Here is a 24238-nt window from a genome sequence, read left to right as displayed (position 1 = left end):
TTCATTAATTTCTCTTAGACCATTTACTGAATTTATTTAATCTGAGCTTTTATCGCTACTTAGATTTACCTTCTCCTTTAAAATTTTGCGTACTGTTTTTAAATAAAACATTAAAAGTGGTTAGACTACCATAAATACGCGTAATATATTGCTGTAAATCTATTTTCTCCTGATCATCCAGGTTTTTACTAGCATTAATTTTTTGCTCCATAACACGTATGCGATCCCGTACCATAACAATCTTATGAAAAAAACTATCTATAGGGATTTCTTTATTGGCCAGATTAGGATCAGCGGGATTTAAGGTAATCGAGCCTCCTCTCCATTTATCTGCTATAGGTACAACCTCTGATATATCTGAATACTGCTTCAGAAGGGTTCTTAGCGTCTTTTCGACTTCATAGAAGCTAACACTGTCAACCTCATCTTCAACCGCTTCAATAACCTCAAATTCAGAATCGATATCTATCGTTTCTAAACCATTTTCAATAAATGTTACCCAATAAAGTTTTGATGTAATATTTGTTACCACACCCTGACCAAATTGATCGTGTTTTATACGTGAGCCTATGCCCAGAAGATTTTTCATTCTTTAAATTAATTAGTTGAATCAATATAAAAACTTTTCAGGAAAAATAAATCTGAAGCTTACTATAAAAAAGAAAAAGTTAATAGAAATGACAAGCCGGATGATCTATAATTTTTTATCTATCATCTCATACTGAAAATACTCTTCTCTAATACTCTCATAATTGAGGCTGTAATGAACATACATACCCAGCGCAGATAAGAATAAAAATCTGTCAAAGTAGTAAAAAATTTCAAATCCAAAATAGTAAGCAAATAGTGCGGCAATGTCAGAAAACACAAAACCAAATGCAAAGAAGGTATAAATTAAGGAACGTGTGCTGTTATACTTATTATTATAGGCAATTGCCTCTACACCTAGCAACATCATAGATGCACCATATAAATATAAAAGTACAGGTTCTACACCATCATGAAAGGTATAGCTCACCATGTTCATAATAATGTATAACGTATAGGTATTAGCCGCCACCAAAATGGTGGTTATTAGTACGATTCCCGGTTTAAATTTGATTTCAGATAGTTTGGGTAACCGCTCTAAAACAATCGTTAGATAGCCTAATGTCCCAAATATTAGATAAAGTTTGTAACCCCAGGCCTCCTCATAAAATTGAAAAAATACATCTTTTACAAAGAAAAATGCTAGAACCGAAAGCATCCAAATATTAAGGAATCCTCGGTTTAATGTGTAGTAAATAAAAAAGATGAAAACAGTGATTAATCTAATCAACCGGCTGGTCTCCAAATCCATATACGCAATAACTGTCAGATTAACTAAAATAGCCAAAGTGACAAAAAGTATGAAGTAAATCCTATCTCTAGAATTTATGGACTTTAGAAAACTCATAATGTTTTAATCATGAAAATGAATTGCGATCGATAAACATACGATAAAACAGACTAAAAGGTTTTCGGTATGTGTGTTATTTTTTAAAAGTCAACAATAACCCCAATACCTAGTTGCTGTTTCCATTGTGTTCTGGCTCCCATCGTAATCTCCTCACCGTCAACATTTGTTTCGGTAATCTTAATATCGTTATCATATTTTAAATGCGAACCTAATCTGGCAAGCACAAAACTATTCACCTTAAAATTCAAATTTAATTCCCAGTCAACATCCACGTTTCCAAAGCTATTTAAGTAATCTGTATAGAGATTAATAGAATTTGTAAAATTTATATTCTCCATTAGCTTTGCCTTTAAAACACTTTGTAAGAGAATTCCTAATTCACTGTTCACATTTTCACCTTCTTTTATGATATTCCCATCAGCATCACGTACGGCTGGTGTTACACCAAATGAGCCATTATTCGCCAAATTTTGATCTAATACAAATGTTGATTTATAAGTTAAGGGAGAAGCGTATATAGATAAATTATCTATGCGCTTGCCATATTCACTCCCTACTCCTAAAAATATATAGCCGGGGGCCATAAATTGAGAAATAGGCACACTAGTATCTGGGTATTTATAACCGTTTGTAAATTGTGAAGCAAATCTAAACTTTGCAGAATAGTACCAGTTAGAAATAGTATCCCTGCGATACCCATAATCAGAAGTGATTTCAATTATATCATCTGTTTTTCTAATTTCTCTACCTTCCTGACTATTTATACCAAATCTACCTGAAAGTTTATTTCTCCATTTAGTACGCTCATCATTATAGTTTCTTTCTATAACAAGCTCTGCTAATCCTGAAATAGAATTACTACCCCCTGCGTTCCAATTTACAAAAGCAACTTCACTCAAATCTAGACCTACTCTGTTAGTTTCAGTCCAGTTTGTGGGTTCTTGAATAATGATTTGGTCTGTAAGTTTTTTAATGAGGTTTTTCTTGATAGGTAGTGGAAAAGCCACGTGCTGTGCCGTTAGTGCTTGATTAAAAAGTAAACCAGACAATAGCGCTAAGGAGAAAAAAATCTTGTACAAACCGAAAATTATTTAATTACTACTAATAGGTAAACGTGCCAAACATACTTTTAATTGTTAATTTTTTAGATTCTGAAGGTTCAACCCTTCCTATAACCTGAGCATCTATATTAAAAGATTTGGAAATAGCAATGATTTCTTCAGCCAGAGCAGGATCTACGTAAAGTTCCATACGATGTCCCATATTAAATACCTGATACATTTCTCTCCAGCTAGTGCCACTTTCTTCCTGTATAAGTTTAAATAATGGCGGAAGTTCAAAAAGGTTATCTTTTACAATGTGAACGTTATCCACGAAATGTAAAACTTTTGTCTGAGCTCCCCCACTACAGTGTACCATACCATGTAATAAATTGCGATCAACTTCCTGAAGAATTTTTTTGATAACAGGCGCATAGGTACGTGTAGGTGATAATACTAATTTACCCGCATTTAGTGATGAATTCTCTATAGCATCAGTCAGTTTTTTAGAACCACTATACACTAAATCTGAGGGCACAGCGTGATCAAAACTTTCCGGATATTTTTCGGCTAAATAACTACCAAAAACATCGTGGCGTGCAGAAGTAAGACCATTACTCCCCATTCCTCCATTATATTCTTTTTCATAAGTAGCCTGGCCAAAACTTGCCAAGCCAACAATTACATCACCAGGTTTAATATGTGCATTATCCACAACATCTTCTCGCTTCATTCTCGCAGTAACCGTAGAGTCTACAATAATTGTACGTACAAGATCACCTACATCTGCCGTCTCACCACCAGTACTTTTAATGGTAACGCCGTGATTGCTTAAGTCTTCAATAAGATCCTCAGTACCGTTAATAATTGCTGAAATAACGTCACCCGTGATTAGGTTTTTATTTCTACCTATAGTAGAGGAAAGCAAAATATTATCTGTTGCTCCCACGCAAAGCAGGTCGTCAACATTCATAATTAATGCATCCTGGGCAATTCCCTTCCACACAGAAATATCACCGGTCTCTTTCCAGTACATATAAGCTAATGAAGATTTTGTACCTGCGCCATCTGCGTGCATAATAAGACAATGCTCTTCACTGCCTGTTAGATGATCTGGAACAATTTTACAAAAGGCTTGTGGAAACAAACCTTTATCTACATTTTTAATAGCATTATGCACATCTTCTTTACCAGCCGAAACACCGCGACCTGCGTACCTTTTAGAAATTTCCTGACTCATTCTTGTTAATTATTTGGCAAAAGTAAGAAATAAAAACGTCCTGAAATTTCAGGACGTTCTTAAGGTTGATTAGTTAGTTAAATTAATCTTCCCAATCTGGCATTGCTGCGTTTGTAAAAAGAACATTATCTGAGGTAAAATCATTTAAAGGACTTACTAAAACTTTTGGTTCAGAATTTATATTACTAGGCTTTCTAACAAATATAATTTCACCTTCAGAAGGAGACCATCTGGGCTGAATATCGTTAGAACCGGTAATGGGACCATTATCAAGTAAACGCTCAACACCCGTATTTAAATTATAAATATAAATTCTACTTGCAAATTGTCTGTATTGATCATTTTGAGATCCTGAGGTGTCTTTAGAATATACTAATTGGGTTCCGTTTGCATTTAAGTCTATTCCCTTTACAGCTCCTGTTCCATTTTGAAAAATCACTCTTTCTTCGGTTCCTGATGATAAACGTACTGTATAGACACGTACATTATATCCCGCACTGTTATTTGTTTTTATCACGATAAGATTATCATCGAAATCTGATGTACTTACTTCTGAAATAAAACTACCATCTGCAGTTGTATAGATTAAGGTACTACCACCGCCATCAGGATTAACACTGTATAATTTATCGAAGTTAGGGTAATATAATTTACCTCCACTCTGAGCCCAAGTGTAATCTAATTCATCTATTCTAAAACCATTTACAGGAATACTGCTCGTAACTTGTTTTACAGCGCTGCCGTCAACATTCATCGTATGTAATTGAGTTGCTCCATTTATAGTTCTTAAAAAAGCTATTTTAGAAGTCTCTACATTTTTATGAGGTCTAAAGCTGTTAAACGACTCTGAAGTTAATTTGAACTCATTAAAGTTAACTTCGCTATCATCGCCACTGGAATCATTTTCACTTCCTGAAAATATTACACTATTTCCATTAACAGATCGTACATAAAAATAACTGTTTTGGGGTGTTGTACTCGTACTGAATTGACTCACTGCGCTTTGAACAGGATCACTATTATCATCTGAAGCACTTATTTGCCAAAAGTAGTTAGTCCCTAATCCTAGATTTTCAATTATAATAGTAGTATCTGCAACTACTTCTTGTAACTGTATTTCATTAGTAGATCCATTTCTTAATTGTAATGTATAGGTAATATCATCTGTATCATTTTTAGAAGATGACCACACAAATTTAACTGTAGGATCTAAATCTGATGTGCCATCTACCGGAGTAAGTAATTTAGGAACTAAGGGTTTTACATTAGTAGATTTGCTCACCTCAAGTTCAAAAACAACAGTACTTGTCTTTGAATTAAGTATAGTAACTGCCTCAAAAGAATCTGCATACTCGTCAGATTCTGCTTGTACAGAATAATCTCCTACGCTAATATTCTCTATAACAAAATTACCTGATGCATCTGTAAAAACTGTACTTGAAGCCGGGCTGGTTACGATTTTAATGTTCTCTAACGGCTCATTAGAGCTTTTTGCGACTACAGTACCTGTAAGTTTTCCTATTCCGTTTTCTTCAATAGTATCTTCACTACATGATGTAAAAACTACCAGTAGGCTCAAAATCAAATAATAAATTTTATTTTTCATCTGTTTAATTTTTTGGGGATTTGATTGATGACTGTTCCACTAAATTTTGTTTTTCTTTATTTGAAAAATTGAAATAATATTTCAATCCTAGACCAAAATTAAAATGATAGTCATTACGCTTTCCATTTACTAGATTATCTATTTTATCAGAAAAAGCTAGATTATGCTCCCCCCAGGCGCGCATTCCTATACGCGGAGATAGCGCATATTCTATACCCGCTCCATATTGAATTTTACCATCTGTTTGATTTGAATCTAAACCTAAAAAGCCATTATTCTCAAAGCCTAGAAGAATTCCTCCACCACCATAAATAAATGGTGAAAGTTTATCATTACGCAGTAATCTAAACTCTGCGTTTACATCTATGCTTGCAAAACTTTCATCAAAGCTATTTCCTGTTTTAAGCTTCATAAATCCACCATTTATATTTAAGCTCAAAACCTCACTTAATCCCAAATTATAGCCCAACTTTGCCATTGGTCCAAAATGTTTATCGCTATAATCAGCATCAAATAAGGAAGCTCCGAGTGATAGATTTATTGAATTTTTAAATTTTTGCTGAAAAAAAATACGATTATAGATACCTGTAGATTCTGCTATTTCCTTTTCTTCATTATAATTGGCTACCACCTCTTCATTTACTGAATTCCCCCCTTTTGCAGACCAAAATCCACCTTCTATACCTTCAACTATTAAATCATGTACAGCTTTTTCTACAGCATCTTTAATGGCCAATTGTACCGGCTCATTACGAGTTATTCCCATTTCGGTTTCTAACAAACGTTGAAATTTTACAAACCGAAATAAACTAGCATCTAATGCTTGCGATAAAATGGTTTTAGAAACATATACGGTCTTTAATATCTCTCCATTACTAGTAGATACCATTCTCAAATAGACCGTTATACGATCTTGCCGATATTTTGCAGACCCTCCTAAACCAAAATATCGCGCTCCTACTCCTCCAGTAATTATGTTAGTATCATAAGATACAATACCTCCTTCTAATATGATACCCGCATATTTAAGAGGTGGTAACGGTGGCTCATTAGGGTTTAGATTTTTTATATATTCTTGTTTTGTATTTCTTATAATATTACGCTCTGTAGAAAGATTGCTTAGGTTTTCTCTTTCAATAGGTATAAACCATCCACTATCTTCTAGAGCTTTTAAGAGAATTGCGGTCGAACCCTGAGTAACCGCGGTGCTAAATGTACTACCATTCTCAACGGCTTTATATTGACCGGTCTGATCTGAAAAGTTATAGACTGCAACTTCTACCGGAGCTTGAGCTGGAGGAAGACCAAGCAGTGTTTTTGTAGATTTTGAATATTCTCCCAACCTGGCGGGAGTCTGATCAAATGGTTGATTAAAATATGCTCCACAGGATGATAGCAGAAACATACTTATAAATAAGAATTGTAATTTGTAATACTTCATAAACTATTATTGATTTGGGACAACTACCTGGGTTTGTTCACCCGTTGATGTATCTAAAATATTTATTACTAAACCTTCTTCACTTTCAAAAACCTCTACCGCCAGTGTACCGTAAGTAAAAGTACCTTCCTGATCAAAATTTCCTATCCCTTCAATCTGCTGTTGAAGTAATGTTCTTGAAATTTGACTTAAAACCTGCCTGTTAAGATTATCCCCAAATTGCTCGAGTTCAGAACGTTGATCAGCTTCACTTCTAGGAGCAGTAAGTTTATCTTGAGCAGATGCGGAACTTAATAACCAGTTGTAATTAAAGGTGTCTCCCCCGAATGCAGGATTCAAAGGTTTATAAGCAAATTGTTGAGCACAAACATTCAATGAGCTTATTAAAAGCATTATAAATAGTATATTTTTCATATTAATAGCGAATAAAATCTTTTTTACTTTTTTCAAGTTGTTGTAAATATGAGATAGAGAGATCTAGAGCTCTAGATGCATTTTGCTTCAAGATTTCTTTTTTAGGTTGTGCAAAAAATTGCCACACAACTTGATTTTCAACTATTACAGAAATTCTGGTAAATCGACCCCGACCAGGAACCTCTTCAATAATTATATTTCGGGAACTTTTTACTTGCAAATTGAAATATTCAGCATAAAAATACCTGTAAAAATCCTTACCTGATTTTGTTATTGTATTCTCTATCACTAAACCATCTATTATAAACCCATCCTGTGGTTTAGCTTGATCATATGTGAAATAATCGTCTAAATCTAAGTCGTCAAAGTGTGCGAGATCTGTCTGCCCTCCATTTTCTAAAACAATTCGATCTTGTCCTATAGGTTTGTTGTCTAAGTCATAAATAAGAAGAACTATGATAATTTTTTGAGATATGTTATAATTTACTGTAACAGATGGTAAAATTATTTTAGTCCCAGATTTGATAAACAAAAGATTTTCATCATTTGTTTTTGATATGTCACCATTTTCCTCAGTTTGAAATACCATTAAGCTATATTTCACATTAAAATCAGAATTAGAAATATTTTCTGCGGTGGCGATAAAATTCAGGAATTCACTATTACGCTCTAGTAAAATTTGAGCTTTAACTTCTTTATTCATAATCTGAGAATAGGTAGAAAATGAAATAATAAAGAAATATATATAAATGTTGTATTTAGGGGTTATTAAAAACATTAATTGTAATCTGTTATTTTAATTTAATAAAAACTTCTGATAATAAGATTTGGAGAAGCATTACTTTGATTAAATTTCAAACTTTTAGTAAGTTGATTAGCATTCTCTCGAATAAAATTTAGATTATCTCCTGTTTGAGTAAGTTCTAATGAAATATTTTCTCTTGGGTTATTGATGTAATCTGTAATAGAGTTATAATTACCATCTTGCAATATCTCTGCAAAAACATTTTGAGCAGTATAGTTTAATTTTGCACTATTGTAATCTCCATTTTGTTTTAAACTTATATCGCTATTTTCAGTTTTAGTAAAGATTTGAATTTCATTATAGTTTCCTATTTGCTTTAAGAAAATTGAATTCCCTTTTATACGATCATAAGAGACTTCTGATTTAAAATTCACCCCTAATGTAGATAGCATTTCTAAGCTAGATATTTCTTTATCTTTTACTTTCTCTGTATCAGTTTTAACGTCATTATAAGTTTGACTATAACTAAAAAAATTAATTGAAGACAAAAACACTATTGTTAAGAAGCTAAACCCTCTAGTCTTATAGTAATTAAAAGTTATCATAACTATTTTTTTTTAGTAATAAAAGGAGGGTATTACCAAATGGCTAACCCTCCTTAAATTAATTATAATATTTAAATTAAATGTTCATTGCAATTAGTTATATCCGTTTGAAGTTAGGCTCTTATCTGTATGAAGATTTGTTGCATTTTTCATACTAGGGCTTGTTACCATTTGTGGATTAGTATAATCTGTAAAAGTCATACCAGCATCTTGCTGATGTACATTAATTGCATTATTAGCACCTCCTGTTAAAACTGCAGAAAAAGAATGTCCTGAACCACTTACTGCACCATGTTGAGTAATAACAGCATTTGCATTACCTCCTTGGCTAGAAGTAATTGACGCTACATGAGAATCCCCATATTGTGAAATTTGCGCATATCCATTAGTTGATTGCTGCATTATAGTAGCTTTGTTGGTATTACCTTCTTGAAGTGTATAAGCCTCGTGGCTTCTGCCATTTTGTTGTGTTATAGCCGTGTTGTTATCACCTTCTTGAATTTGACGTGCATAATTACCATCTGCAACACTACTACCCGCAGCATTTTGTACTACAACAGCGCGGTTATCATCTCCCAACTGCATTTGTACCGAAAGATCTGAAGGATCAGTTGCTCCAGAACCAAACTGATGAGCTTGAGCTTTATTTTCATCCCCCGTTTGAACAATAAATGCCTTCCCTAAATTAGATTTAGCATTAGCATTTACAGTAGAATAAGCGGCTGGAACCATTGATAAGTCTCCTTGATTTATTGTCGCATTGTTCCCATCACCATCTTGCTTAATATCTCCATAATTGTCCTCACCATCAACTACAATAGCTGCAACGTTTCTAACACCATCAACCTCGGTATTTTGACGTATAAATGAAACGTTATTATAATCACTAGCATTTGTAGTACTACCCGCATGTGTACCTGTATTAGTACTAGTTTGTGTAATCGTTGCTTTATTTTCTGTAGCCGCCCCAGGAGAACTAGGGTTATTACCATCTGCAGATTGTCTAATACGCGCATAATCAGCGGTACCATTTTGATTTATCGTTGCATCATTCTCGTCGTGAGTTTGAAATATACTTGCCGCGTTATTAGCTGATCCTGCGTTTTGATTTACAGTTGCAATGTTACCTTCAGACCTACCAGCATTACCTTGCTTTACATCTGCATAATTAAAAGTACCGTCTTGATTAAGGTTTATACGGTTAGAATCACCTTCTTGCTGCAAGAACCCTGTACCATTATCTCCAATTTGCTCAGATATTATACGGTTAGCATCACCTCCTGGTGTTGTAGTACCATTATCTCCTGTTTGTAATGTGCCTACAAAATTGTTATCACCGTTTTGTTCTAGCTTGACATCATTACTAGTACCAATTTGTCTAACACGTACTGCATTATCAGTACCAGTTTGGGTTGACGTACCAGTGTTGTCTTGGGCGAATGCAATCGTCCCTAACATTAGCGCTGCTGCGCTTAATACAACTTTTTTCATAATAGAAAGTTTTAAATTAATAATATATAGAATGGTTAATAATATACTTAACAACAGTTTCTGGTTATGATCAAGGGGTGATCTAAACAACCAAAACAAAAATTTAGGAGATATAGGGTTGCGAAGAATTTCTATCAGCATTATCCTTTTTCGGTTTCAACGCAAGGCTAAATTAGGAAAAACTAAAGTGCTGATTTTATGATTTCTATAACTTTTCGATGAAAGTTACACCTATCGAAATCGTTGTAGCTAGGAAAGCCTTGTAGATAGTAGGTTGACGGCTGAAAAGGGAAAAACACCCTTTTATTATGCAGAAAAAAAAGTGTAGTCTTTAACCTACACAATAAGTAGGAAAGAATTATTTAGATAACAATTTATTTACATAAATATGCTAAAAGCAAGACTCAAATCTTAACGAAGATTCAATAATTCTCTGTTTTTAGCAAGAGGCCATAATTTATCTTCGACTAATAATTCTAATTTATCTGAGGCATAACGTATATCTTTAAAAAAAGGAATTACAGAATCTTTGTACATAGAAGCCCGCTCTTTCATTCCTAGTTGATTGGCTTTCTTACGTATTTCTATCATTGCTGTAATACTCTCATTAATTTGTTTGATATACGTAGAGATTTGCTCAATAATTTTGATCTGCTCTTTCGCTATAATTTTATAGTCTGCTTCAAAAATTTCTTTTAAACCTTTAACATTCTCGATGAGTAAATTCTGATATCTAATTGCTGTAGGAATTATATGATTTCTTGCCATATCACCTAGAACTCTACTTTCTATTTGAACACGTTTCACATACTCTTCAAGTTCTATCTCATGACGCGCTTTCAGTTCAACTGCGTTCATAACCTCCATCTCTTCAAATAATGATGTAGTGATTTTTGAAAGCTGAATATCTAGAGCCTCAGGCGTGGTTCGGTTATTACTTAATTTGCGTTTTTTAGCTTCAGACTCCCACTCTGGACTGTAACCATCTCCTTCAAAACGAATTTTCTTAGATGCCTTTATATATTCTCTAAGAATATTAAAAATGGCATCGTCCTTTTTCATTCCTTTCTTATCTACAAGGGAGTCTACTTCAATCTTAAAATCTTTTAATTGTTTAGCAACTATGGTATTTAATACGACCATTGGCTTAGCGCAATTTGCTGTAGATCCTACAGCTCTAAATTCAAATTTATTTCCTGTAAACGCAAAAGGCGAGGTACGGTTACGATCTGTATTATCCAGTAAAATTTCAGGAATTTTACCTACTACATTCAGTTTTAAATCTGTCTTTTCCTGAGGTGACAATTTTCCGTCAGATACTTTCTCAAGTTCGTCAAGTACCTTAGTTAATTGTTTTCCTATAAAGACAGACATTATTGCGGGTGGCGCTTCATTAGCTCCCAGCCTGTGATCATTAGATGCCGATGCTACTGAAGCTCTCAGCAATTCCTCATAATCCTGCACCGCCTTTATCGTGTTTATGAAGAACGTTAAAAACTGTAAATTCTTCATAGGGGTGCTTCCCGGACTTAACAAGTTTACACCTGTATCTGTAGCCAGTGACCAGTTATTGTGTTTTCCACTTCCGTTAATGCCTTCAAAAGGTTTCTCGTGAAAAAGAACTTTTAATTTGTGACGCTCTGCAACACGCGCCATCAAATCCATAATTAATGAATTATGATCTACAGCCAGATTGGCCTCTTCAAAAATTGGAGCGAGCTCAAACTGGTTTGGAGCAACTTCATTATGTCTGGTTTTAACAGGAATACCCAGCAACATACATTGTTGCTCCAGATCTTTCATAAAATTTAATGCTCTTGATGGTATAGACCCAAAATAATGATCGTCTAATTGTTGCCCCTTTGCGGGAGCGTGACCTAATAATGCGCGACCGGTTTGCATAATATCTGGGCGTGAAGCAGCCAGGGCAGCGTCTATAAGAAAATACTCCTGCTCCCATCCTAAGGTTGCGGTCACCTTTGTAACGCCTTTATTAAAATATTTAGCAACTTCAGTTGCAGATGTATCAATCGCATTAAGTGCTCTCAGCAACGGAGTTTTATTATCTAAGGCCTCTCCTGTATAAGAAACAAATACCGTAGGAATACACAAGGTAGTATCTAAAATAAATGCTGCGGAAGTAGGATCCCAGGCTGTATACCCACGAGCTTCAAAGGTATTACGTATTCCCCCGTGAGGAAACGAAGAAGCATCTGGTTCTTGCTGAACTAATTTTGCTCCTTCAAACTTTTCTATGGCACTACCGTCAGATAAGCTTTCAAAAAATGCATCGTGCTTTTCTGCAGTAGCTCCTGTTAGTGGCTGAAACCAGTGCGTATAATGCGTTGCTCCTAGTCCTATCGCCCACTGCTTCATCCCGGCAGCTATGCTATCTGCCATTAATCTATCAATTTTTGAACCTGTATTTACAGCATCCTGCACCGCCTCATACGCATCTATAGAGAGCACCTGGCGCATTGCTTGCTTACCAAAGACATGTTTACCATAAAGCGCTGATCTTCTTTCACTTTCTTCAATAAAAACAGGTTTTCTCGAAAGACTTTCTTTCAAAGCAAAAAATCGTAAAGTATTCATTTTTTGATAGATTTTTATGAATTTAAAAATTCTAGAGGGTAAAAATATATAATTCCGCAATACACCCCTATAGCATAGGGGGTAAATTAAATTTATTTAATCAATTTTACCTTTACACCCCCTGAAATCGAAATGCTAGATATTAAAGATTTGCTATATTTGTTATTAGTTTAATTCAAAAAATTTAAAATTAATTTTATTATGGGCAAATCAAAATTAGAGTATATCTGGTTAGATGGATATCATCCTACTGCCAATCTAAGAAGCAAAACCAAAGTTGAAGATGATTTTAGTGGAAAACTAGAAGATTGTTCAGTATGGTCTTTTGACGGTTCTTCAACTAAGCAAGCTGAAGGTGGATCTTCTGATTGCTTGCTAAAGCCCGTAGCTATATATCCTGACCCTGCACGCAGAGATGGATACCTAGTAATGACTGAAGTTCTAAATGCAGACGGCACGCCACACGAGTCTAATTATAGAGCACAAATTGACGATGACGATAATGATTTCTGGTTCGGTTTTGAGCAAGAATATTTTATAATGGACAAAGCAACTCAACTTCCTCTAGGCTTCCCAGTAGGTGGGTACCCAGGTCCTCAAGGTATGTACTATTGCTCTGTAGGTGGTAAAAATACCCACGGTAGAGCTTTCGTAGAAGAGCACGCAGATTTATGTATCGATGCAGGTCTTAACTTTGAAGGTATTAATCAAGAGGTTGCAAGTGGACAGTGGGAATTTCAACTTTTTGCTAAAGGTGCTAAAAAGGCAGGAGATGAAATTTGGGTAGCACGTTACTTATTACAACGTCTAACTGAAGATTACGGGTATTATATAGAATTCCACCCAAAACCTGTAAAAGGAGATTGGAATGGTTCTGGTATGCACGCAAACTTTTCAAACACTACGTTACGTACCGCAGGTTCTAAAGATGTTTACGATACTATTTGTGAGTCTTTTAGACCGGTTGTCGCAGAACATATTGCTGTTTATGGTGAATTTAACGATCAACGTTTAACTGGTAAGCACGAGACCGCTTCTATTCACGATTTCTCATATGGAATATCAGATAGAGGTGCATCTATACGTATTCCTATTATTGCGGTAGAAAAAGGCTGGAAAGGATGGTTAGAAGATCGTCGTCCTGCTTCTAACGGTGATCCATACCGTATTGCTGGTAGAATTGTGAAAACTGTAAAAGGAGCTGAAGCTAAATTATAGTCAGTTTCAAATACAACATAAAAGCCCGCTTGATGCGGGCTTTTTTATGCTGTATACTTTAGAGAAATTATCTTTAACTGAATGCCAAACCTATAAATACACAATAGGCGGCAAATAGAATAAAACCCTTCCAGCGGTTTAATTCTAATCGCAACGGGAGATATCCCAGTGGCAAAAGAATAATTGCAAAACCTAATAACCAAAACATATTAGTATCTAAGATTCGATCATCAATTACTAGTATAGGAGTTATCACTGCCGTTAATCCTAAAACTGAGGCGATATTAAAAATATTAGACCCAATGAGGTTTCCTAAAGAGATTGCTTTTTCCTTCTTTAATGCAGCTATAATTGAAGCCGCAAGTTCTGGCACACTCGTACCTATTGCAATAACAGTTACTGAAATTGCATAGTCGCTTATCCCAACCGATTCTGCTAATTCTTTAGCCCCTTGTACTAACCACTCTGATCCAAAATATAAAGCTACGGCCCCAATAAGTAACCAAACTGTAATTTTAAAATAGGAGGTTTTAGAGAGACCGGCATCAATTTCGTCATTTTGTCCTTCTTGAGTCGCTTGTGACTTTTTTGCCCTACGTATTAAAATAATAAGGTAAAAAACTAAAGATACCAGTAGAATAAACCCTTCTAACTTTGAGATAATTTGGTCATTCATAAGTGCCAGATAAAGTCCTAAAGAGAACAAAACCATAACGGGCCAGTTAAATTTAAAGAAGTCATTATCTATCCCCAAAGTAGAAATAATCGCGGTTAATCCTAAAACCAGCGCAATATTTGCGATGTTGCTTCCTATAACATTACCTAAAGCGATATCTGGAGAACCGTCTAAGGCTGCTTGTAAACTAACGAGCAATTCTGGAGAAGAGGTCGCAAACGAAACTACTGTTAAGCCTATTACCATTTTAGATAGCTTAAGCTTAAAAGATAAGCCCACAGAAGCTCTAACTAAAAACTCACCTCCTATAACCAGCAGCGTGAGACCCACCAAAATAAAAACAATACTCATAAACCTTTTTTAATGCAGCGAAGATACATAACCAACCTATAAAATGGAGAATATAGAAACCCATCCTAACTCAAGAAATAAGTGTACTTAGTAAAGATTCCAATTTAATTTGAAAGTACCTCTAGTAATTTTATAGCCTGCATGGCTTCTCTCACATCGTGTACCCGCAGAATAGAAGCTCCCTTTTGCAAAGCGATAGTGTTAAGAACCGTTGTACCATTTAAAGCTTCCGCAGCAGAAATGTCAAGTGTTTTATAAATCATTCCTTTTCTGGAAATACCAATTAGAAAAGGTAGACCAGTTATTTCAAACTTTTCAGCATTATTTAAAAGTTCAAAATTATGAGTACTGGTTTTAGCAAAACCAAATCCAGGGTCTAAAATAAGGTCATTAATACCTAATTCTCGAGCAGCGACTACCCGTTCACTTAAATAAAAGAGCACTTCTGTGAGCACATCATCATAATGCGCAAGACCTGCCATTGTTTGCGGAGTACCTTTCATATGCATCATAATGTAAGGCACTTGTAAGTCTGCAATTGTAGTAAGCATTTGCTCATCGAGCATCCCTGCGGAAATATCATTTATTATTGCAGCACCTGCATCTATTGCTTTGCGCGCCACTTCAGCCCTAAAGGTATCTATAGAAATTAGGGTTGCAGGAAAATGTTTTAAAATAGACTCTATAACAGGTAATAGACGTTTTTGCTCTTCATCTACAGAAATATCTGTAGCACCCGGCCTAGAACTGTATGCTCCTACATCAATAAAAGTAGCACCTTCTTTTAGCATTTTTTCTGTTTGATTCAATAGTTTAGAATCACTGAAGTAATTACCTCCATCAAAAAAAGAATCTGGGGTAACATTAAGAATTCCCATCACTTTCGGTTTTGAAAGATCTATAAGTGTTCCTTTACAGTTAATGCTTTTCATGAAAATGTACTATGTTTTTTTAGATTGCTTATTTTAGGCGAAATTTACGCAAAATGAATGAGCCTCTTTCTTGAATCATTATTTATAGACTTCAAGAAATATACATTCAAATACAATTGAAGCACCAAAGCCCCTCGGGTAGTTAAACTATATTAATGAAGCAGACTTCGACACAATACGATGCGGTAATTACCACCTGTCGTAATTTATTTTCTAAAAAAATGAGTGACTACGGAAGTGCGTGGCGCATATTACGACTTCCGTCATTGACAGATCAAATTTTTATTAAAGCACAACGCATACGTGGGCTTCAGCAAAATGCCGTTCATAAAGTTGATGAGGACGAAAGCTCAGAATTTATAGGAATCATAAATTACTCGGTAATGGCATTAATTCAGCTAGATCGTGGAGTCGTTGAGCAACCCGATTTAGACCTTAATGAATCGCTAAATTTGTATGATAAGCACGTCGCTGTCACTAAAAATCTAATGGAAAATAAAAATCACGATTATGGTGAGGCCTGGCGTGATATGCGTATTAGCTCGTTAACAGATCTTATTTTACAGAAACTCTTGCGCGTAAAGCAAATAGAAAATAATAAAGGTAAAACGCTGGTTTCTGAAGGGATAGATGCAAATTATCAGGATATGCTTAACTACGCTGTCTTTGCTCTAATATTAATGGAAGAAGATTCCGCAAAAAAATAAAAATTTGAAAAAACTAGTTGGTGTTATTCGCATTTTTGTAGGTATTCTCTTTATGATTTCAGGGTTTATAAAACTGAATGATCCTGTAGGATTCTCATTTAAACTGCAAGAGTATTTCTCTCCAGATGTTTTAAATATCGAGTTTTTAAGTCCGTTTGCTTTAGGACTTGCCATATTACTGGTAATCGTTGAGCTCGTTTTGGGAGTTGCATTAATTATAGGCTACTATAAAAAACCTACGATGTGGCTTTTGTTATTAATGATTTTGTTTTTCACCTTCCTTACCTTCTATTCTGCCTATTTTAATAAGGTTACAGATTGCGGTTGTTTTGGTGATGCTCTGCCGCTCACTCCGTGGCAGTCGTTTTCAAAAGATGTAGTCTTATTAATTCTTATTTTATTTTTGTTTTTCAATTTAAAATACATTCAGCCTTTCTTCTCTAATTTCGGTAGATCTATTGTCATTTTTGCCACATTTATAGGATGCTTAAGTTTTGGATATTATGTTTTAATGCATCTTCCGGTATTTGACTTTAGAGCCTATAAAATAGGAGTAAATATTCAGAAGGGAATGGCTATTCCTGAGGATGCCGAGAAAGCTGTTTTTGATTATCACTGGAAATTTGACGTTAATGGTTCTGAAAAAATTATTACTACTCAAGGAGAATACCCTTCTTCTGAAGGAAAATTTCTAGGTGTAGAAACCGAAGTTGTTTCACAAGGTTATGTACCACCTATACACGATTTTACAATAGAAAAAGAAGGTGAGAATTATACTGAAGATTTTCTAAATACGCCAAATCTTATTATCATCATTGCATACGATATTAATAAAACAGAATGGAATGGCTGGCCAGTTATTAAGGAACTCACGAACGAAGCCTTAAAAAATGGTTATACCGTAATTGGTCTTACATCTTCGGGCGAAAATGAGGTTAATGATCTCAAAGAAAAACAAAATATAAATTTTGATTTTTACTTTACAGACGCTACCGTTTTAAAAACAATTATACGTAGTAATCCCGGTATTTTGAAGTTAAATAATGGTACTATTCTTCAGAAAAAACACTGGATCGATGCTAAAGAAATAGATCTTGAAGTTTTGCCCAGCGCAAAATCTACTCTCAATTTTGATTTGAAAAACAGACTAGACAGCATATCACGCTATGATCAATTATACCGCCCATTATTACAGGAATCAGATCCTGATAAACGTGAAAAATTAGCACTAGAATTAGGTATCGCTAAAGAAGATTACACTGGTGATCTTTGGAAAAAACAACGAATGATAGACACCAGCAATCTAAAAATTATTAAAACAATTTTAGATAATTACGGTTATCCCGGAAAATCATTAGTAGGCGAACCTACAAATCTTATTGCGCTTGAAGTAATACAACACAATCCTATTCAAATAGAAGAATATCTAGACTTGTTTAAAAAAGCTGCAGCTCAGGGAGAAATCCCTATGACACAAGTTGCGGCATTAGAAGATAAGTATCTTATGCAACAGCATAAAGAACAACTTTATGGAACTCAAGCTCAGATTACTGCTGCAAACGGCTTTTTTATTTGGCCCATAAAAAATCCTGAAATGGTAAATAAAAGACGTGCCGCAGCAGGTTTTACTAATACTATAGAAGAATATGCGGCAGATTTGATGGGAGATAAATCTGGTTATAAGGCATTAAAATTATCTGATATTAAAACACTCTGATTTCTTATATCCTAAATAAAATCGGTTATGCCCTGCTCACTCTATTTGGAGTAGTTACTGTGGTATTTTTATTATTCACGGTGTTGCCGGGAGATCCTGCACGCATGATGCTTGATCAGAATGAAGATCCTGAGCAATTGGCAATAATTAAGCATAAATATGGCTTTGATCAGCCTATATTAACGCAGTATGGTTATTATTTAAATGACTTATCGCCCATCTCAATTCACGACAATACAGGTACAAATTATACCAGTTTATCCTCGGGTAAATACACGTATACAACACTCTTCTCAACACGTACTCACACCCTGGTTTTAAAAGAACCATACTTAAGAGAATCGTTTCAAAAAACCGGAAAAACAGTTGTAGAAGTTATTTCAGAGACTTTACCAAATACCATCGTATTGGCCGTGAGCGCCATCACACTTGCCATACTCCTGGGTATCTTTTTAGGTATTGTATCTGCAAATGCGCGTGACAGCTGGTTAGATAAATTAATACAGGTAATTAGTACGCTAGGTATGAGTGTTCCCAGTTTTTTTAGCGCTATTTTATTTGCCTGGCTTTTTGGTTATGTACTTCACAATCTCACAAATCTTAATATGACGGGAAGTCTTTATGAGATGGATGATTTTGGCGAGGCTACCACCATAAAATGGAAAAATATTGTATTACCTGCTATTGTTTTAGGCATTAGACCACTAGCTGTGGTTATTCAATTGATGCGTAATTCGCTTTTAGAAGTTTATAATCAAGAATATATACGTACGGCTCAGGCTAAAGGCTTAAATAAATGGCAGATTGTGTGGCGGCACGCACTTAAAAACGCACTCAACCCTGTAGTTACAGCTGTATCTGGATGGTTTGCTTCAATGCTCGCAGGAGCCGTTTTTGTAGAATATATTTTCGGGTGGAATGGTCTTGGTAAAGAAATTGTTGATGCTTTAAATACTCTCGATTTACCCATAATTATGGGATCTGTACTAGTAATTGCTTCTATGTTTATACTCATAAATATTTTGGTAGATCTTATTTATGGACTTCTAGATCCCAAAGTACGTATTAGGTAGGGCAAATGTTGTAGAATAGCCTTACTAACGTTAATTTTATAACTTGTTCAAATTTTAAGCAACAGTCACACTTTCAAGATAAATTTTTCGCTTTGAGATTGTTTTAACGAAAGTTTATTCTGACAAAAATAATGGAATACATTTTAATATTGTACTTAAAAATAATATTATAGCGTAAGAGTTATTAATACAAACAACTACTAATCAAAATACAATGAGAAAAAACATCGTAGCCGGTAACTGGAAAATGAATACAGATCTTGCCGAAACTCAGGATTTAATTTCAGACTTAAAGAAAATCGCTAAAACTTCTGATGCAGAAGTTATAATTGCTCCTCCTTATACAAATCTTTACAGCGCCTTTGAAGCTGTAAAAGGTTTAGATATAAGCATTGCTGCTCAAAACATGCATCAATCTGCTTCAGGTGCTTTTACTGGTGAGATTAGCGCAGATATGTTAAAAAGCATAGGTGTAAAAACTGTAATTCTAGGTCATAGTGAGCGTCGTGCTTATTTTGGTGAGAAAGAAGATCTTTTAGCTGAGAAAGTTAATACGGCATTAGACAATGATATGACAGTTATTTATTGTTTTGGTGAAGAATTAAAAGACCGCAACTTTAGCGAGCATTTTGAAGTGGTTAACAAACAAATAAGCAATGCGTTGTTTCACTTAGATTCGGCTGCGTGGAAGGATATTGTATTAGCCTATGAGCCTGTTTGGGCAATAGGTACAGGTGAGACTGCCAGCCCTGATCAAGCTCAGGAAATGCACGCATTTATACGCAAAACAATTGCCGATGAGTACTCACAAGAAATTGCTGATGAAGTTACTATACTTTATGGTGGAAGTGTAAAACCTAACAATGCTCAGGAGATTTTCTCAAAGCCAGATGTTGACGGCGGCTTAATAGGTGGTGCCTCTTTAAAAGCAGAAGACTTTATGGCAATTGTAAACGCATTTTAATATACATAAATGGCTGAAGCATATTCTGAGTATGAGTTTAAAGTAAATCCCGTAAACCCAGGCGTAGAAATACTCATTGCGCAACTGGGTGAACTTGATTTTGAAAGTTTTGATGAGACCGAAGATGGCGTGAAAGCTTATATAATCTCCTCATTAGATCGCGATGATTTACTTGAAGATATTTATATCTTAAAAAATCAGGATTTTCAAATTAGTTATTCTGTTAATTTAATCGAGCCCATTAACTGGAACGAGGAGTGGGAAAAAAACTTTGAGCCAATAGAGGTTGATGGTATTTGTTCGGTTAGAGCACCTTTTCACCCTAAACCAGATACTAAATTTGATATTGTTATTGAACCTAAAATGTCATTTGGTACAGGTCATCATGAGACCACACATTTAATGATTAAGCATCTCTTAAAACTTGATGTTACTAGTAAAAAAACATTAGATATGGGTTGTGGTACAGGTATTCTAGCAATACTCGCGGCTATGAAAGGCGCTAAGCCGGTTGAAGCTATAGATATAGACCCTTGGTGTTATGAGAACACGCTAGAAAATGTAGAACGCAACGAAGTGTCATTTATTGAAGCTTTTGAAGGAGATGTGAAACTCCTAGACGGCAAACAGTATGATTTAATAATTGCTAATATAAATAGAAATATACTTTTAGCAGATATACCGGCCTATGCAGCTTGTCTAAACCATACAGGCACGTTGCTTCTTAGCGGCTTTTACACACAGGATATTCCTGCAATTACAGAAATTTGTAATCAACAAGGGCTAAATTTTATCATGAATTTTGAAAGAAATAATTGGGTAGCTTGTAAATTTGTAAAAAATTAAAACCCTGAATTTAAGTTTTTTACATATGAGCACAAGAGAAAAGATTCAAGAAGAAGTAGATGTCCTCGAAGCTGAAGATAGAAATAATGAGATAATCGTCTATAATGATGATGTTAACACATTTGACCATGTTATAGAAACTTTGATCCATGTTTGTGAGCATACACCTATTCAAGCAGAACAATGTTCTCTCATTGTTCACTATAAAGGTAAATGCACCGTCAAAACTGGCAGTTATGAATATTTAGAACCTAGATGTAGCGCATTACTTGATGCCGGCCTAAGTGCTGAAATTATTTGATAAATACCGTAAATTATAATTATGTAAAAGCCTCCTTACGGGGGCTTTTTCTTGTTAAATAAATACCATTTAAATCCATTTAATCGATTATGTGTAAATATTTAACGTTTAAACGTTTTGATATTAATATTTTTTTAATAGTTTTCACAAATCATTAATATAAAATTTTAATCTATGTTAGTACACACATTTAGAAAAGCTGCCCTGTTCAGCTTAGGTTGTTCTTTAGTATTTGCTTCTTGTTCTGAGGATGCAACCGAAACTCCTGAAGTAGAAATGCAACAAACTGCTGCACTTGAAGTGTCTCAGGCAATTCTTGATCAGGTTGAAGATTTAGGAATGAATACCCGATTTGTAAAATGGGATGATTTCTATTTTCCTGATGGCACTTCTGAACCCCGCCTATTTTTAGAAGAAGATGTTATCGTTACCCCAGAGCAGCTAACCGCAATGGTTAATTTGACAAAAGTTGAAAAAGGAGCAACACAGAGTAAACAATACAGGACTTCTGCATTAGTGTCTCAGGGACGTACTATTTCTATAATAGGATATACCGGCGGAAACCAGGCATTAAGTACCAAAGAGCGTACTGCTCTACAATGGGCTGTTGACAATTACAACAGACTAAGCGGGGTTTCTATAAGCTTTAATCTAACATTTGGTACAGATTACCAAAATAAGGATATGGTTGTTTACAACAATACAGTAAACAATCCTAGCGGTGCCGGTGGGAGCGCTGGGTTTCCAAGTAATGGTTTGCCACATAAATTTGTTCAGATATACGGTTTAGCAAATTATGATACAAACGTAGTAGAACACGTTATCACTCACGAAATAGGGCATTCTGTAGGTTTTAGACATACAGACTGGTTTAGCAGACAAAGTTGTGGAGATAATGTAAATGAAGGTGGAGACGTAAATTTAGTACCCGGTACACCTAGTGGCTATGATGCTACATCTATTATGTTAGCTTGCTTTAGCGCTAGTGAAGATGGTGAATTTAACGCCAATGATATTACCGCTTTAAATAACATGTACTAGTAAACAAAATACCCCTAGAAAAAGCCATTTAAAAATTAAATGGCTTTTTTTTAATTTAATCTTGCAGATAGTCAAAAAAGACTTATATTTGCACCCGCAAAATGAGACAAATATATGTTGTTTTTTTGCTGAAATAAAGGCCTTGTGGCGCAACTGAATAGCGCACCTGATTACGGCTCAGGAGGTTCCAGGTTTGAATCCTGGCAAGGTCACAAAAAAACCACACTCTTAAAGTGTGGTTTTTTTAGTTATGAATACTTCGTTCACTACCTATTCATAAAATTTAAACCCACTAAGATATTTTAAACGCTTCTTTTTAATATCTAAAAGTTTTAATCCTTCTACTTGTTCTTTACTGAAAATATTATTTTTTACAAGAATTGCAGTGCCAGACATACAAAACAATTAAATTAGAATTTGGGAAGTACAATGATTTCCAAACTAATATATACTATTTCTGATTAAAATGTTTTATCCTTCAGAGTATATTATAAGTATTGCTTTAAATAAATTTTAGTATTTTCCGCAAAATGTGCTTGCGCAGTATTTCTTGCTACCTAAAATCATCAGCCTCTACTTAAAAAATCGGGTGAGCTAATCTTATTATTATGACAAAACTCATATTAAGTATTCTTTTATTTTTGGCTCTTTCAGTCACTGCACAGGAAAATGGTAGCCCTGATGAGCCTATAATTCCAGTTGATAAAGCAGGTCTTTTAAAAAATATAGATATCACCTTTGATCTACGTATGGACTTTCAAGCCTACACTTTTAGAGGTGGTGATAATTACTACAACGGTCTCCAATTTGAAAATGGATTTACGGCATTGGGAATAGCTGCAAAAATAAATGATAACCTAAAATTTAAATTTAGAAATCGCTTCAATAAAAGTGGCGATGTGCAAAGCCTCGATAGGCTGGGAAGTAATATAGAATTGGCATATATAGATGTTAAATTGAGTAATGCACTCAATATGTATCTTGGCAAAATGACAGCTTTATACGGTGGTTATGAGTATGAGTTTATTGCTCGTGATGTGCTTGAATATAATGATATTTATGGTAATGCACTGGCCTTTGTTACCGGCGCCGGCTTGAGTTATAAAACTGCCGAACATAACACTTTTGGATTACAGGTATTAAACTCAAGAACAGCCCTTTACGAAGACATCTATGGTGATGTGGTTGCAGAAAATATTCAGGAACCAGACTGGCCGGTTACTTTTGTAGGCAACTGGCGCGGAAGCTTTTTTGACGGTAAACTAGAAACAATATATAGTTTGAGTCACTCTACAGAAGTTAAAGATAGAGGTACCACATTTTTTACACTGGGACATAAATATGAAAACAAAAACATAACCTTAATGTATGACTTTCATTACAGTTATGAAGAAATAGATACAAAGGGCATCGTAACCCGAGTAATTGACAATGAAGTAGCTGCAGAGAATGTAACCTATGTAGAAAACTGGTTTCGTGGTAAGTATCGCATTAGCCCTAAAGTTGAGGGGTTGTTAACCTTAATGACCAGTAGCGCTCGCGATAACGCACAAGCCGGTAATGAATTAATAAGAACCAGTTATGGCGTTATTCCTACTATATATTATAGTCCGTTTAAAGATCTTAACCTCAAGTTTTATTTTGCCTATATAGGTAGATATTATGATTATTCAGATTATGCGATAGATTCTTTTGGCGCATCATCTTTCAATAAAAATGAAGTGCGCGTTGGATTTATAGCTCCTTTATTGCTCTTATAAATTAACGGCCCTTAAAGGTTTTTACTTCGGAAAAATT

General features: G+C 34.9%; 22 protein-coding genes and 1 tRNA gene. 10 read left to right on the top strand and 13 right to left on the bottom strand.

The window, feature by feature from the left end:
- Nucleotides 1–55: 55 nt before the first annotated feature.
- The 11 genes from ACIGAM_RS11420 to ACIGAM_RS11370 all read right to left on the bottom strand — a co-directional run bounded on the left by ACIGAM_RS11420 (nt 56) and on the right by ACIGAM_RS11370 (nt 12615).
- Nucleotides 56–589 (bottom strand): hypothetical protein, encoded by a 534-nt coding sequence (locus ACIGAM_RS11420; protein ID WP_396511562.1) that lies wholly within the window; start codon nt 587–589, stop codon nt 56–58.
- Nucleotides 590–694: 105 nt separating this feature from the next.
- On the bottom strand, nt 695–1435 hold the full coding sequence (locus tag ACIGAM_RS11415) for a hypothetical protein (RefSeq protein WP_396511561.1): 741 nt from the start codon (nt 1433–1435) through the stop codon (nt 695–697).
- Between the two features lie 83 nt (nt 1436–1518).
- Complete coding sequence (locus tag ACIGAM_RS11410; protein WP_396511560.1) at nt 1519–2517, bottom strand: DUF3078 domain-containing protein; 999 nt, start codon at nt 2515–2517, stop codon at nt 1519–1521.
- A gap of 22 nt (nt 2518–2539) precedes the next feature.
- Nucleotides 2540–3718, bottom strand: coding sequence for an AIR synthase related protein (locus tag ACIGAM_RS11405; RefSeq protein ID WP_396511559.1), 1179 nt, complete (start codon nt 3716–3718; stop codon nt 2540–2542).
- A gap of 82 nt (nt 3719–3800) precedes the next feature.
- A complete protein-coding gene (locus tag ACIGAM_RS11400; protein WP_396511558.1) occupies nt 3801–5324 on the bottom strand; it encodes a carboxypeptidase regulatory-like domain-containing protein in 1524 nt (507 codons plus the stop codon).
- Nucleotides 5325–5328: 4 nt separating this feature from the next.
- Nucleotides 5329–6765, bottom strand: a complete 1437-nt coding sequence (locus ACIGAM_RS11395) for a CsgG/HfaB family protein (protein WP_396511557.1) — start codon at nt 6763–6765, stop codon at nt 5329–5331.
- 6 nt (nt 6766–6771) lie between these two features.
- Nucleotides 6772–7179, bottom strand: coding sequence for a curli production assembly/transport component CsgF (locus ACIGAM_RS11390; RefSeq protein ID WP_396511556.1), 408 nt, complete (start codon nt 7177–7179; stop codon nt 6772–6774).
- A gap of 1 nt (nt 7180) precedes the next feature.
- On the bottom strand, nt 7181–7882 hold the full coding sequence (locus ACIGAM_RS11385; RefSeq protein WP_396511555.1) for a CsgE family curli-type amyloid fiber assembly protein: 702 nt from the start codon (nt 7880–7882) through the stop codon (nt 7181–7183).
- Between the two features lie 98 nt (nt 7883–7980).
- A complete protein-coding gene (locus tag ACIGAM_RS11380) occupies nt 7981–8472 on the bottom strand; it encodes a hypothetical protein (protein WP_396511554.1) in 492 nt (163 codons plus the stop codon).
- A 150-nt stretch (nt 8473–8622) separates the two neighbouring features.
- The gene (locus ACIGAM_RS11375; RefSeq protein ID WP_396511553.1) at nt 8623–10020 is read right to left on the bottom strand and encodes a hypothetical protein; all 1398 of its coding nucleotides are present in this window, start codon (nt 10018–10020) and stop codon (nt 8623–8625) included.
- Nucleotides 10021–10431: 411 nt separating this feature from the next.
- On the bottom strand, nt 10432–12615 hold the full coding sequence (locus tag ACIGAM_RS11370; protein WP_396511552.1) for a glutamine synthetase III: 2184 nt from the start codon (nt 12613–12615) through the stop codon (nt 10432–10434).
- 201 nt (nt 12616–12816) lie between these two features.
- Here ACIGAM_RS11370 and ACIGAM_RS11365 point away from each other — a divergent pair, with 201 nt between their 5' ends.
- Nucleotides 12817–13833 carry a glutamine synthetase beta-grasp domain-containing protein gene (locus ACIGAM_RS11365; RefSeq protein WP_396511551.1) on the top strand — a complete coding sequence of 339 codons (1017 nt, stop codon included), beginning with the start codon at nt 12817–12819 and terminating at the stop codon, nt 13831–13833.
- A 73-nt stretch (nt 13834–13906) separates the two neighbouring features.
- Here the strand turns inward: ACIGAM_RS11365 and ACIGAM_RS11360 are convergent, their stop codons facing one another.
- Nucleotides 13907–14860 carry a calcium/sodium antiporter gene (locus ACIGAM_RS11360; protein ID WP_396511550.1) on the bottom strand — a complete coding sequence of 318 codons (954 nt, stop codon included), beginning with the start codon at nt 14858–14860 and terminating at the stop codon, nt 13907–13909.
- Nucleotides 14861–14964: 104 nt separating this feature from the next.
- Nucleotides 14965–15792 (bottom strand): dihydropteroate synthase, encoded by an 828-nt coding sequence (gene folP, locus ACIGAM_RS11355; protein ID WP_396511549.1) that lies wholly within the window; start codon nt 15790–15792, stop codon nt 14965–14967.
- 155 nt (nt 15793–15947) lie between these two features.
- Here folP and ACIGAM_RS11350 point away from each other — a divergent pair, with 155 nt between their 5' ends.
- The 9 genes from ACIGAM_RS11350 to ACIGAM_RS11310 all read left to right on the top strand — a co-directional run bounded on the left by ACIGAM_RS11350 (nt 15948) and on the right by ACIGAM_RS11310 (nt 24201).
- Nucleotides 15948–16499, top strand: coding sequence for a DUF1599 domain-containing protein (locus tag ACIGAM_RS11350; protein ID WP_396511548.1), 552 nt, complete (start codon nt 15948–15950; stop codon nt 16497–16499).
- Between the two features lie 4 nt (nt 16500–16503).
- The gene (locus tag ACIGAM_RS11345) at nt 16504–18216 is read left to right on the top strand and encodes a BT_3928 family protein (RefSeq protein ID WP_396511547.1); all 1713 of its coding nucleotides are present in this window, start codon (nt 16504–16506) and stop codon (nt 18214–18216) included.
- Nucleotides 18213–19289, top strand: a complete 1077-nt coding sequence (locus ACIGAM_RS11340; protein WP_396511642.1) for an ABC transporter permease — start codon at nt 18213–18215, stop codon at nt 19287–19289. The genes ACIGAM_RS11345 and ACIGAM_RS11340 overlap by 4 nt, the downstream gene beginning before the upstream one ends.
- Nucleotides 19290–19503: 214 nt before the next feature.
- Nucleotides 19504–20253, top strand: a complete 750-nt coding sequence (tpiA, locus tag ACIGAM_RS11335; protein ID WP_396511546.1) for a triose-phosphate isomerase — start codon at nt 19504–19506, stop codon at nt 20251–20253.
- 9 nt (nt 20254–20262) lie between these two features.
- On the top strand, nt 20263–21099 hold the full coding sequence (gene prmA / locus ACIGAM_RS11330) for a 50S ribosomal protein L11 methyltransferase (protein WP_396511545.1): 837 nt from the start codon (nt 20263–20265) through the stop codon (nt 21097–21099).
- A 25-nt stretch (nt 21100–21124) separates the two neighbouring features.
- Nucleotides 21125–21400 carry an ATP-dependent Clp protease adaptor ClpS gene (locus ACIGAM_RS11325; RefSeq protein ID WP_396511544.1) on the top strand — a complete coding sequence of 92 codons (276 nt, stop codon included), beginning with the start codon at nt 21125–21127 and terminating at the stop codon, nt 21398–21400.
- Nucleotides 21401–21574: 174 nt separating this feature from the next.
- Nucleotides 21575–22441 carry a M57 family metalloprotease gene (locus ACIGAM_RS11320; RefSeq protein ID WP_396511543.1) on the top strand — a complete coding sequence of 289 codons (867 nt, stop codon included), beginning with the start codon at nt 21575–21577 and terminating at the stop codon, nt 22439–22441.
- 138 nt (nt 22442–22579) lie between these two features.
- Nucleotides 22580–22653: transfer RNA gene (locus ACIGAM_RS11315), tRNA-Arg, on the top strand.
- A gap of 396 nt (nt 22654–23049) precedes the next feature.
- Entirely contained in the window at nt 23050–24201 is a 1152-nt protein-coding gene (locus ACIGAM_RS11310; RefSeq protein ID WP_396511542.1) for a porin, read from the top strand.
- Nucleotides 24202–24238 lie beyond the last annotated feature (37 nt).

The sequence above is a fragment of the Leeuwenhoekiella sp. NPDC079379 genome, assembly GCF_044542075.1.
GTDB lineage: Bacteria > Bacteroidota > Bacteroidia > Flavobacteriales > Flavobacteriaceae > Leeuwenhoekiella.
Note: the sequence above shows the minus strand (reverse complement) of the source record. Positions and strands in the feature narration are given on the sequence as shown.